This window comes from Mycobacterium sp. TH-M103 (genome assembly GCF_057473785.1).
The window spans coordinates 1-11,826 of record NZ_JBYCLG010000255.1 but is presented as its reverse complement, the minus strand read 5'-3'; the positions used below and the strand labels follow the sequence as shown (position 1 = coordinate 11,826).

Annotated in this window: 9 protein-coding genes, 1 pseudogene and 1 riboswitch; of the genes and pseudogenes, 1 reads left to right on the top strand and 9 read right to left on the bottom strand. The window is 67.1% G+C overall.

The genetic code is table 11. The features are described 5' to 3' along the window. Positions 1–456 precede the first annotated feature (456 nt). Positions 457–1,646 (top strand): annotated as a pseudogene (locus AC2VOR_RS14635) (NAD(P)/FAD-dependent oxidoreductase). 11 nt (positions 1,647–1,657) lie between these two features. Here the strand turns inward: AC2VOR_RS14635 and AC2VOR_RS14630 are convergent. From AC2VOR_RS14630 to AC2VOR_RS14590, 9 genes are all read right to left on the bottom strand, one after another. Continuing rightward, positions 1,658–2,368 (bottom strand): MgtC/SapB family protein, encoded by a 711-nt coding sequence (locus tag AC2VOR_RS14630; protein WP_369738509.1) that lies wholly within the window; start codon positions 2,366–2,368, stop codon positions 1,658–1,660. A 218-nt stretch (positions 2,369–2,586) separates the two neighbouring features. Next, entirely contained in the window at positions 2,587–2,907 is a 321-nt protein-coding gene (locus AC2VOR_RS14625; protein ID WP_486964009.1) for a DUF732 domain-containing protein, read from the bottom strand. A 20-nt stretch (positions 2,908–2,927) separates the two neighbouring features. Beyond that, entirely contained in the window at positions 2,928–3,248 is a 321-nt protein-coding gene (locus AC2VOR_RS14620; RefSeq protein WP_369738507.1) for a DUF732 domain-containing protein, read from the bottom strand. A 252-nt stretch (positions 3,249–3,500) separates the two neighbouring features. After that, a complete protein-coding gene (locus tag AC2VOR_RS14615) occupies positions 3,501–4,904 on the bottom strand; it encodes a PPE family protein (protein ID WP_486964008.1) in 1,404 nt (467 codons plus the stop codon). A 58-nt stretch (positions 4,905–4,962) separates the two neighbouring features. Further along, entirely contained in the window at positions 4,963–6,222 is a 1,260-nt protein-coding gene (locus AC2VOR_RS14610; RefSeq protein WP_369738506.1) for a PPE family protein, read from the bottom strand. 1,588 nt (positions 6,223–7,810) lie between these two features. Next, the gene (locus tag AC2VOR_RS14605) at positions 7,811–8,152 is read right to left on the bottom strand and encodes a DUF732 domain-containing protein (RefSeq protein WP_369738505.1); all 342 of its coding nucleotides are present in this window, start codon (positions 8,150–8,152) and stop codon (positions 7,811–7,813) included. Positions 8,153–8,271: 119 nt separating this feature from the next. Continuing rightward, positions 8,272–9,483, bottom strand: coding sequence for a PPE family protein (locus AC2VOR_RS14600; RefSeq protein WP_369738504.1), 1,212 nt, complete (start codon positions 9,481–9,483; stop codon positions 8,272–8,274). A gap of 36 nt (positions 9,484–9,519) precedes the next feature. Further along, positions 9,520–10,695 (bottom strand): PPE family protein, encoded by a 1,176-nt coding sequence (locus tag AC2VOR_RS14595; protein ID WP_369738503.1) that lies wholly within the window; start codon positions 10,693–10,695, stop codon positions 9,520–9,522. 18 nt (positions 10,696–10,713) lie between these two features. Continuing rightward, complete coding sequence (locus AC2VOR_RS14590; protein WP_369738502.1) at positions 10,714–11,013, bottom strand: PE family protein; 300 nt, start codon at positions 11,011–11,013, stop codon at positions 10,714–10,716. Positions 11,014–11,420: 407 nt separating this feature from the next. Beyond that, positions 11,421–11,592, bottom strand: a riboswitch (M-box (ykoK) riboswitch). Positions 11,593–11,826: the final 234 nt, after the last annotated feature.

Here is an 11,826-nt window from a genome sequence, read left to right as displayed (position 1 = left end):
GGTCGTTTCGAAGGATCACGCGATGACCGCCCTCTACCGGGCTACGACACGCCCACCGGACTTACCGGCTCATACACCACGCCCCTGGACGCAACTTCCGGGACAGCGCCCAGGATATTCAACAGGTGCTGCTGGCGCGTCGGGTTCGTCTGCGGGGCTGGTGTCGGCGACGATGGCACGCGGGTGTGACCTCGGGTTCGGATGGTTGGCTTGGTAACCGCATCCAAGCCCGCAGGTCACACCCGTCACAGCCGACACGCCGGTAACACGTTGATAAACTCCCAGGTCAGGCAACTACACGCCGACCTTTCCGGCGCCCTGGCTCGGCGCCGGCGCGAGACCCGCGGACGTCGGGTGCGCCACCGCGCCGCATGGATGGCGCCCACCGTCACGGCGTGGTGAGACGATTGCGCGAAGGGAGCCGCCGAGCGGCTCGGATCGGTGAGGTATCGGGCGTTGACCGCGATGCTGGTGATCGGCTCCGGGTTTGCCGGACTGCGGGCGGCCCTGGACGCCGCGCGGCGGCTCGACGAACTCGCCGAGCCCGCGGGCACGGTCGACGTCACCGTGCTGAGCGACAAGCCCTTCCGCGACATCAGGGTGCGCAACTACGAGACCGACCTGAGCGCCTGCCGCATCCCGCTGGCCGACGTGCTGGACCCCGCCGGACTGGCGCACGTCACCGCCGCGGTCACCGGGATCGACCCGGGCGCCCGCGCTCTCACCACGGCATCCGGGGCGTCGTACCGCTATGACCGGGTGGTGCTGGCCCCGGGCAGCCGGGCGGCCCGCCCCGGCATCCCCGTGTTGCGGGAGTTCGGTTTCGACGTCGACACCTACGACGGTGCGGTCGCGCTGCGAGCCATCTGCGAACGCTGGTCGGGGACCCCCACGCGGGCGGCTGGTCGTCATGGTGGGCGCAGGCCTGACCGGCATCGAGGTGGCCTGCGAGCTGCCGAACAGCCTCGGTGGGCTGTTCGGCCCGCATCGGGTCACCCCGCGGGTGGTCCTCGTCGAGCACGGCGCGATTGGCTCGGACATGGGCGCTTCGGCGCGGCCGGTGATTCGGCAGGCGTTGTCGGACAACGGCATCGAGACCCGGGTTGGGGGTGAGCGTCACTGCGGTCGAGGAGCGAGGCGTGTCGCTGTCGTCGGGTGAGCGCCTCGAGGCGGCCACGCTGGGGTGGTGCGCCGGGATGCGGGCCAGCCCAATGACCGCGCGGCTACCGGCGGCGCGCGACGGGCAGGGCCGGCTGCCGGTCGGCGACTACCTGCGCGTCGCCGGGATCGAGTCGGTGTTCGCCGCGGCTGACGTGGCGGCGGCCCGCGTGGACGGGGAACGTTTGTCGGTGATGTCGTGCCAGCAAGGACGGCCGATGGGGCGCTACGTCGCCTACAACGTGATCATCGACCTGGTCGGTGAGCCGATGCTGCCGCTTCGAATCCTCTGGTACGTCACCGTTCTCGAGCTCGGGCCGGCCGGCGCGGTCTACACCCGGGGATGGGACCGGGCGGTGGTCTCGCGCAGCGCGCAGGCCAAGGCCACCAAGCGGGCCATCAACACCCGGCGCATCTACCCGCCGCTGACCGGTGAGCGCGCGGCCCTGCTCGCCGCGGCCGCGCCGCAGATGCAGGGCCGCCCCTAGCCGGCCGGTGCTCAGTCCGGCTGCTGCGCGGTCTCCCCCGCGTACCACTGCACCGTGCGGACCCCCGGCTGCAGGGACAGCTCGGCCACCAACCGCTCGAGCTTGGCCGGGGTGTGGCCGTCCATGAGCAGATGCGCGCTCAGGGTGATCTCGTCGTCGCCGGTCTGGCGGGCGTGGATACCGCGCAGCGTCATGTCGTTGCTGCTGGCGTGCTGCACGACCTGGGCGCGGGCGTACGTCTCCGATTTGGGGCGGCAGGTCACCTGTAGCAGGTACGGCTGGAGGCCCTCGTCGTCTTCGACGTTCTCGTCACGATCGATCAGCCGCCCGAGCGGGCGCCCGAACACGTGGATCGCGAGGACGGTGCCGGTGGCGATCAGCGTGAAGGTCAGGTGTCCCGACGCGGCCAGTACACCGACCGCCGCCGAACACCACAGGGTGGCCGCGGTGTTGAGCCCGCGGACGTTGACCCCCTCGCGCAGGATCACCCCACCGCCCAGGAACCCGATCCCGGACACGACATAGGACGCGACCCGGGTGGCGCTGGTGTCCTCGGTGGCGGCCGCGTAGAGCACGAACAGGGTCGCGCCGGCGGCGACGAGCGCGTTGGTGCGCAGCCCGGCCCGGCGCGCCCGCCATTGCCGCTCCAGACCGATGAGGGCACCGCAGCCGACCCCGACGGCCAGCCGGAGCGCGAAATCGGCAACGCTCAGCGTCTGCATGACGGCACATTCCTCCCCTACGCGGTGACACTGGCACCGCCGGGGCGGTGCTGGACCGCGGCAGCTAAGCACGGGCAGGTGAACGAGAGGTGGACCCCGGACCAACCCGGTTGCGCGGCGGTCAATCACCTGACTCCTGCGCGCCGCCGCCTGCTCAATCCGTAACCCGCATGCGCGCGTTGACTGTTTCGTCCTCTCCGGAACGCGTCGTGTCGCGGCTAGTGCGTCGCGGTGAGTTGTTGTGGACAGTAGTACTTCGCCGAGATCGCCACGAACAGGGTGGCGTGGACGGTGGTCAGTCCCGGATTTTCGTCCTGCAGGTTGCGGACGAGTGCCGAGCCGGACTTGCCGCTGCCGATCCAGCCGCACACCTGCTTGCCGAAGGCGATGGCCCGATCCGGGCTGGTGTAGGTGAGTCCGGCGTCGCGCACCGTCGTGAGGAATCCCGTGTCGTCGAACGCGCCCTCGGGATCGGCGGAGGCGGGTGCGGCGCAACCGATCACGACGACGGTGCCGAGCAATGCCAAAAATCGTCCCATGCCGGTGTGGCCGGTCTCCGTCAGGCCTTGGACAGCTGGTGAGGGCAGTAGTACTTCGCCGAGATCAACGCGAAGTTGGACGCGTTCTCCATGTCCATCCCGGGGTTGTGGATCTTCACGTCGTGCACCACTTGCAGGCCGCTCTCGCCGTTGTCCAGGAAGGAACACACTGCCCTGCCGGCGGCGACGGCGCCCTCGCGGGTCGCGAAGGAGATGCCGGCCTGGTGTAACGCGGCGACGAACCCCGCGTCGTCCCCGTCCGGTTCCGGCGGGTCGGCATAGGCGGGCGCGGCGAAACCGATCACCGCCGCTGCGCCGAGCAGCGCGACAAACATCTTCATGTTTTACCCTTTCCCTCGCACCGAGGAAATTGTGCCGGTTCGGTATTCAATTGAAGCGGCGGCTTCCGAGACTTTACCGCCGATGTTGCTCGGTTGACCGCTGTCTCTACCAATTCTCACAGTTGGTTCCACGCTTTTACGCCTTCGGCGAACCGCGCCTGAACTGCCGGGACCGACTCGCGTGCCGCTATTTGTCGCCCCCGGATCCGGTCGTTGCGCGGCCGCTGGGCCGAGCCGGACTGCGGTTGCCACTCAACTCATCTGCGCTTCCGACGGCACGACTTTGGGCTTGCCTTTTGACAAGTGCACCGCGTGAATGCCGGGTTTTTTGGACAGTTGCTCGAGCAGCGCGTCGAGGCCTTCTTGATCGACGTTGTGGTGCTGCACGCTTTCGGGTTTCTCCGAGATCTGGGCGACGACTTTCTTCAGCTTTTCCGGCGAGGTGCCGTCCTTGAGCTCTTTGAGGGGGGTCAGGCGCCCGCGGACGGCGGCACGGCCCGCCACGGTGGGAGCGCCCGCGCCGAAGGCGCTGCCGAGCATGCCCGCCACCGACATCGAGCCGAGCAGCCCACCCGCGCCCAGGGCGGCCGCCGGCACCGCCTCCGGCCCGGCGGCTGTCAACGCGGCGGCGACCGTCCGGATTGCCGGGGTGGCGGAGGCCCAGCTGGGCGGCACCGTCAGCGCTCCGACCAGGGTGCCGCGGCCCAGGCTCGCCGCCACCGGGCTGACCGCGTTGTACAGGGTGCCACGCCCGAAGCCCAGCGCGCCGAGCCCGGCCCCCAGCGCGTCCTTGGGGAGGGCCCCGTACGGGATGGGCGGGGCGAACTTGAGCCACTGTGACAGCGGGAAGTTGATGAGCAGCCCGATGTCGTTGAACGTCGTGGTGATGCCGACAGGAACCTTGACGGCGTTGTACAGCCCCGCGTACCAGGTGCCCCCGTTCGGAACGATGTTCAGGAGGTTGGTTCCGAGGGTGTGGTACCAGGTGGCGAGCCCGGCGAGGTAGCCGAGCGGCCCGTTCGCCGGGTTGAACGGGGGAATGATCGAGCCTAGGGTCGCCGCCGCGTTGGCCGCCGGTGTGCCGCCGGCTGCGCCGACCGCGGCGGCCTGCGTCGTCGACGCCGAGCCGTTGGTGGTCGTCGGCGCCTCGGTGAACGCGGTCAGCCGGCTCGTTGCCGCCTCCGCCGACGCGACGTAGGTGTCCATCGCCAGGGCATCCTGGGCCCACATCTCGGCGTACTGGGCCTCGGTGGCCGCGATCGCGGCGGTGTTCTGCCCGAAGACGTTGGTCGCCACCAGCGACGCCAGCTGGGTGCGGTTGGCCGCGACCTCCTCCGGCGGCACCGTCGACGCGAACGCCGTCTCGTAGGCGGCCGCCGCCGCGGTGGCCTGGTTGGAGGTGTGTGCGGCCTGAGTGGCGGTGGTCTGCATCCAGGACAGGTACGGCGTCACCGCGGCCACCATGCTCATCGACGACGGTCCCACCCAGGGCCCGCTGCTCAGCGTGTCGATCACCGACGAGTAGGCGGCGACGGTGGACTGCAGTTCGGCGGCCAGGGTGTCCCAGGCCGCCGCCGCGGCCACCAAGGACTCGGCTCCCGGCCCGGCGTACATGCGCCCGGAGTTGAACTCCGGTGGAAAGGCTCCGTAGAACATCTCTATACCCCTTGCCTGGTCGCGCTGCTGTCGGTCGCGGATGTGTCGGTCATGGCGCTCAGTCCTCCAGGACCGGGATCACGATGATGGTGGCCGTGGCCGCCTCGGCTTCGATCACGCCGCCCAGCGAGCCGGTCGCCACGGCACCTCCTCCGGAGTACGTCGCCCCGGCCGCCATGGCGCGCCCGGCCAGGCTCGACAGGGCCATCTGGCCGAAGACGCCGCCCTCGGGGGCCAGCGAGGCGGTCGGTGCGGCCGCGATGTTGGGGAACACCGAGGCGAGTGTCCTGATCGCCGGCGCGGCCTCGGTCCAGCCCTGCGGCACCGACATGCTCCCCACCAGCGCCGCCCTGCCCATCGACGCCGAAACCGGCGCGCCGCCGACGGCGGAGCTCAGCATGGGCTTGACGGCGCCGCTGGTCAGCGGCGCCAGCGCGCCGGAGATCGCTTTGGGGCCGGCCAAATACGCGGCGGCGCCCTGCCCGTTCTGACCCCAGGCGTATGCCTGCCCGAAAGACAGGAACGGGCCACCGGGGATGGTGCTCCACGCCTGGGGCGAATAGATGCCGGTCAATTCGCCGAAGATGGTGTTCCAGTTGGTCAGCGCGTTGGGCAGGGTCGACGGCAGCGTGAGTCCCGGCGTCGTCGCGTTACTCGTCGCCCCAGAGGCCAGGCTCTGCAGGGCGTTCGGCACGGCGCTGGTCAGCTGGGACAGTTGGGTGCCCACGTTGAGGCCACTCGAGGTACCGGACTGGCTGACGGCGGCGGCTTGCAGCGGGCTGGCCGAGTCGGTGGTCGTGCGCGGCGGCTCGAGGAACGGGATCAGCTGCGAGGCGGCCGCCGACGAGCCAGCGTAGGCGTACATGGCGGCGGCGTCCTGGGCCCACAGCTCGGCGTACTGGGCTTCGGTGGCGGCGATCGCCGGGGTGTTCTGCCCCAGGATGTTGGTCGCAATCAAAGTCATGAGCAGTGTGCGATTGGCCACGATCACCGGCGGCGGGACCGTCGCGGCGAAGGCCGTCTCGTAGGCGGCGGCGGCGATTTTCGCCTGGGCAGCCGCCTGCTCGGCCCTGGAGCCGGTGGCACTGATCCACGAAACGTAGGGGATGGCCGCGGCCGCCATCGCGATCGAGGAGGGACCCGTCCACGGCCCGACGGTCAAACCCTCGACCGTGGAGCTGTACGACGCGGCCGTCGACTGCAGTTCGGCGGCCAGGTCGTCCCAGGCCGCCGCCGCCGCGATCATCGGCCCCGACCCGGGCCCGACATACATCCGCCCAGAGTTGATCTCCGGCGGAAGCGCGCCGAAATCTATCACCTGTCTACCTCCGGTCCTTATTTGTGGCCGTCATCGTAATGACGACGCGCGTAGCCCTGCCCCCAGAACTGTCCAAGCTTTTATGGAATCCAAAAAAACGCGGTTTCTGAGTCCCCAAAGATTTGCTGATCTTACTCCAAGCGAATCTGTGCAACCTCGGGCTCATCGCGATGCCACGATATTGAGGCGTTGTTCCAGCGGAGTAAGCACAATGTTACAAACATGTGTCGCGACGCGGTTGGCGGTGACGACAGACACCGTGAGCAGCGGCGGGTGTGTCACCGAGGTTGTCTAATCTGTCAATTGATTACCAATGGCAAACCCGTCGCTGATTCGTGGTTCCGCTCATCTACGGCGCACCAGGCGCGACCTGGCGACAATCATGAAGATCACCGGCCACGCCATTTACTGGTTGCAACTTCTCGATGAATTATAGGCCTACCAGAACATCATTACTGCAACCGGAGTATCGATTTGCTGTTGCCCACATATGTGCGCTGACGGCTATGCGTATTTGCGGGTGCTTATTGCGCGCCTATTATTTCGTGAGTCGCCCGTGAATCGCATCAGCCATCTGCCGGCGGGTGCCTGCCGGACCGGAAGTTGCCTGGATGGCCGAAATCCCGACGGCCGGCGAACTCCCGGTGCCCGGCCCGCAGCGCGGCGCCTCGTGCGGACACGATTCCGCAGTTCGGCGCCGCGGCCGGGTTAATGGTTAATTCCATCGTTGCTCCCCTGGAGTTCACCAAGAAGGTTAAAGGGGCATAGCTGCGGCAGCGCTGATTAGCTGCTGCAGATTTCCTGTGAGCTCGATCAGCGCGGTTTGCCGAGGTTAGCAAGACGAAGCAACGTGCCCCCGTATGCGCGGGGCGGCTCGGGAGCGTTGCCGAGCCGTTCACCCGAATTTTCGGTAAGGGTGCCTCGACGTCCCGGACAGCTATCAACCACACGGCGTGTGGCGCCGCCGGTAGAGAAAACGCATCAGCCGGCGCCTGGCGGTCACATAGCAAACTGAGCGACTACCCCGTGCCATCGCTGCCATGGTCGCCTCGGCGGTCATCGGGTCGGGCAGTACGAACCGCGGATCTAAGAGGCGGTACCCGCCTTCGTCGGCGCGATCAGGAAGGCCCCGCAGTCGCGTCAGGGCCAGGGCCACGCGCAGCGGTGGAGTCCAGGTCGAAGATGGCCACGACGCGTGCCGGTACGAAACAGGCGCACCGCTCGAGCGTTGCTGACCAAGAATCGACGTCCGCCGGGCGAGCCACGAACGCAAGGCGGAGTCGCACGTTGCGCTTACCGCCGTCGCCCCCGGTTGCCGGGCCAGGCGCCGTGGGCGCGATCGTACCGGCATTTTGGCCCTGCTGCGGCCGGGCCGGCCTTCGCAGTCGACCGCTAGCGAAGGCATTCAAAAAGCTTCAGTCCGCAACGGTTCACGGTGCCAATTGCGGCATGCACGACCAACTGGCATGCCGCGTCTGCGAGCGTCGTCACGCCGGACAGCTGGTATCCGCAGGAGTGGCGAGAGAAGTCCAACTCAGAGGCCGCCGAGCGACGCGGACCAGCCCCGAAAGCCCTAAGAGCGCAAGGCTCACTTCTTCTTACCGTTGCCGCTGCCGTCCCCGAGTTGCTCGGGGCAGAAAGACCGGGCGGCCGCTTCGGTGAATTTGGCGGCACCGTCAAGGGTGAATCCGGGGTTGAGCTCGCGGATGTCTTTGAGAATCTCGGGTTCGCTGGTGCCTGCACTGGCAAGACCGCAGACGGTCTGGGCAGCTTTGAGGGCACGGTCCGGGCTTTTGTAGGCGATGCCCGCGTTGCGGAGGGTGGCCAGGAAGACCGTCGGGTCGTCGTCATCGGAATCGGCGTGGGCCAGCGGGCTGGCGGCGAGAACGGTGGCGAGGCCGACCGATGCGGTGAGAAGTTTGAGCGTCATGGCGTGTCCTTTGTCCGCGATGTCAATCGTGTCTTGAATTTTGGTGAGTCTTGGATTGTGGTGATTCCTTGCTTGTGGCCGGCCCTTGCCGCCCGGCGGCGGTCTCGACCGGTCGTGGGTCAACCCGCTGCAGGCGGCCGCGTGATGATGCGGGGGCGGAATCCGTAGATCGGGGCGCTGAACTCGTCCTCGTGCGGCCCGGTCATGCCTGCCAGGGGCAGCCCGGGCATGCCCACGGGTCCGGTCTCTTCCATCACCATGGGGGTGGCGTTGCTCAGGCTGTGGTAGGCCCCGGCACCGATGCGGCTCGTGGCCGTTGCGACCGGGTTGACCGTCGCCCCACTCGCACCCCAGGCCGGGGGCACCGATACGGCCCCGACCAGGCTGGCGTGCCCGAGCTGAGCCGACACGGCCGCGGCCGACAGGCTCGGCAGACCCGGGGCCACCCCGATCGGCCCTGTCAACGCCAGCCCCGCGGCCAGGTCGGACATATCGAACGAGGCGGCGCCTTGGGTCGCGAAGAGAAAGCTGTATGCGGTCACCGAATCGATGACGGATGTTGGATTCGTCAAGCCGCTGGTGGTGAGGGCGTTCGAGAAGTTTGCGACCGTCGCATCGTTGAGGAAGCTTCCGACGAATGACCCGTTGTTTCCATCCAGAAAGTTGAGCAGTCCGGCCAAGCCTGTCGTGGAGTTGTTGGTGTTGGGCGCGATACCCAGCCACTCGAGGAGCCCGGACGTCGACCCTGCCGGAGCCGTGGAGGACGCCGAGGTCCCATTAGCTTGGTCGGCCGTCTCGTTGGCGTTGGTGGTGGAAGGGGGGGGCGTCAACGGCGCCAATTGTGTCGCCGCGGCCGACGCCATGGCGTAGCCATTCATCGCGGCGGCATCCTGCGCCCACATCGCGGCGTATTGAGCTTCGTTCGCTGCTATTACGGCGGCGTTCTGGCCGAGCATGTTGGTGGCCAACAGGTTAGCCAGTTGGGCGCGGTTCGCCGTGATCGCCGCCGGGGGTACCGTCGCTGCGAAAGCGGCTTCGAAGGCGGCCGCCGCCGCAGAGGCCGAGGCGCTGGCCTGCTCGGCTTGGGCAGCGGCGATGGCCAACCAGTCGACATACGGTTCAGCCGCTGCCGCCATCAATCCCGACGAAGGTCCCAGCCAGGCCTCGTCAGTCAGCCCGGTGACTACCGCGCTGTAAGCGGCTGCGGTCGAACGCATCTCGGTGGCGATGCGATTCCAGGCCGCGGCAGCGACGCTAATCGACGCCGAGCCCGGCCCTGAGTACATGCGGGCCGAATTGATCTCTGGCGGCAACGTTGCGAAATCTAGCATGGCCTGTCCCCTCTTCTGAACTTCCTTGGAAGGCTGTTATCCGGCCGCCGGAGGGCGAGAAATTACGACGGGGCGGAACCCGTACTTGGGGATTGGGCGTCGCCGCCCCGCCGCACCTCCGACGGGTGCGGCGAACCCGCCCGGACCACCCGTGCCGTTGGACGATCCGATGTCACTGAGACCGGTAGCCGGAATCGCTGTGTCGGCTGGCTGGATCGCTGCCGCCGAAGCCCAACCGGGAGGCACCGACACTGCACCGACTAGGTTGGCATGGCCAACCGCCGCTGAGATCGGGGCACTTACACCGCCGAGCGCTGCCGCCGGGGAGACCTCGGCGGTCGCCGAGGCGATGTCGCCGAGGCCCGGTAGCAGGTCGCCGCCTTGCGTGGCAGCGGACAGGAAATTGAAACCGGCGATGGTCCCAAGGAGGAATTGCGGGTTGAACGGTCCACCCGCTAAAGCCCCGTTCACGACCATCGTGCTGAAGTAGTTGCCTTGCATGAACGTGCCCACGGCCGAGTTGTTCGCGCCACTGAAGATCCCCGACAGCAATGACAGAAAGTCTTCCCCGGAGGCCGCCTTGGGGGCGGTCGACGTTACCGCGGACAGGTTCGATTGCACGGTTTGACCTGTCGTCTGGGTCGCTTTAGCGACCGCCGCCGATTGCTTGGCAACCCCGTAGGTCTGGGTGCTCTTCGACGGAGCGGAGAGCGGTGCCAATTGACTGGCCGCCGTCGAGTCGCTGGCGTAACCATTCATGGCAGCGGCATCTTGGGCCCACATGGACGCGTACTGTGCCTCGTTAGCCGCGATCGCGGGGGTGTTCTGGCCGAAGATGTTTGTGGCCACCAACATCGCCAACTGTGCGCGATTGGCGGTGACAACGGGCGGCGGGACCGTCGCGGCGAACGCCGACTCGAAAGCGGTTGCGGCCGCGAAAGCTTGGGCCGCGGTCTGCTCGGCTTGGGCGGCGGCCGTATCCAACCATGTCAGGTATGGCGTGGCCGCGGACAGCATTGACATCGACGACGGGCCCAGCCAACCGTTACTCGTCAATTCCGTGATCACCGAGTTGTAGGACGTTGCCGCCGAGCGCATCTCGGCGGCGATCGTGTTCCACGCCCCGGCGGCTGCCAGCATCGATGCCGATCCGGGACCGGAATACATTTTGGCGGAATTGATTTCGGGCGGCAGTGCGGCGAAGTCGAGCATCGGTCCCCCTTTACCTGTTCATCGGGTTGCGGCGGCGTTGGCTGCTTCGGTGGCGGCATACGACCCGGCGCTAGCCGCCAATGTGGCCACGAAATTCTCGTGGATTTCGGCGGCCTGGGCGCTCAATGCCTGGAAGGTCTGAGCATGCCGGGCGAACTGGGCGGCCGTCAGCATCGACACGATGTCGGAGGCGGCAGGTACCACCCCGGTCATCGGCGGGGCGGTGGCGGCGTGCTCGCCAGCCAACGTCGAACCGATCTGCTGAAGGCGATTGGCAGCAGCGGCCAACGATTCCGGCTGCGCGGTAACGAACAACATTCCAAGTCTCCTCACAGGCCGCTAGGCGGCCGACGGGGGCAGCCTAGATGAAAATGACAATCGTTTCTATCGCACGTGTAAAATCGTTCCGACCGGGGGGCTGCTGAGGTCCCGGGAGTCCCGACTCGGGAACTTAGCTTACCCAATCCTTAGGTGTCACATGCAAGTGAATTGCAAGAAAATTCCCTACGCACATCTGTGGCGGTCATCGTCAGAGCATGCAAGTGACCCGGATTCAGAACTCGCTCAGGGTTTCAGTGCGGCCACGATCGGATCGAAACGGTCGTCGAACTCGGGATGCGGACTATCGCCTGGGCTCATTTCAGTCCTCACCTCCTCGCGGCCGGGGCATACGCTGATGCCGTCAGGGCACTTCAGAAGTGTGGACCGAGCCGTAAAGCCCGAGAGCCGCACCCCTCTCGTCAGAGCTTTGGCACCACACGGCGTATTCAGCCAAAGCTGAAAGCCACTTGGGCTCAACCCTTAAGCCGGGAAGAGCTGTCCTGACCCTGGGCGTCTTTCGACGTTCGAGGTCAGTGGCCTGTATCCGCGTGGACGCCTCACCTAGCGAGGTGCCTACGTGGACGATTGTTACATTGCAAGGTGTCGAGAGTCAACGCGCCGGCGTGCCTCAACTACTTTGAGCGCGGAGCGGGAAAAAGAGTGCCCGATGGGAAAGGGCAGACCCACATGACTGCGAGACGGCAGGTGAGGATCACGGAACGTGTCAAGGTCGGTGAGACAGTTTCTTACGCGGATTTGATGAGTGCTTCCGGGGTTGGTTGGTTGATCCAGGCGACGGTGGGCAGCTTC

What these genes read in the sequence shown, in the direction of transcription:
- AC2VOR_RS14620 (WP_369738507.1), bottom strand. Translation starts at nt 3,248, where the DNA reads ATGAAGATGTTTGTCGCGCTGCTCGGCGCAGCGGCGGTGATCGGTTTC.
- AC2VOR_RS14600 (WP_369738504.1), bottom strand. Translation starts at nt 9,483, where the DNA reads ATGCTAGATTTCGCAACGTTGCCGCCAGAGATCAATTCGGCCCGCATG.
- AC2VOR_RS14625 (WP_486964009.1), bottom strand. Translation starts at nt 2,907, where the DNA reads ATGGGACGATTTTTGGCATTGCTCGGCACCGTCGTCGTGATCGGTTGC.
- AC2VOR_RS14595 (WP_369738503.1), bottom strand. Translation starts at nt 10,695, where the DNA reads ATGCTCGACTTCGCCGCACTGCCGCCCGAAATCAATTCCGCCAAAATG.
- AC2VOR_RS14630 (WP_369738509.1), bottom strand. Translation starts at nt 2,368, where the DNA reads ATGCAGACGCTGAGCGTTGCCGATTTCGCGCTCCGGCTGGCCGTCGGG.
- AC2VOR_RS14605 (WP_369738505.1), bottom strand. Translation starts at nt 8,152, where the DNA reads ATGACGCTCAAACTTCTCACCGCATCGGTCGGCCTCGCCACCGTTCTC.
- AC2VOR_RS14615 (WP_486964008.1), bottom strand. Translation starts at nt 4,904, where the DNA reads ATGTTCTACGGAGCCTTTCCACCGGAGTTCAACTCCGGGCGCATGTAC.
- AC2VOR_RS14590 (WP_369738502.1), bottom strand. Translation starts at nt 11,013, where the DNA reads ATGTTGTTCGTTACCGCGCAGCCGGAATCGTTGGCCGCTGCTGCCAAT.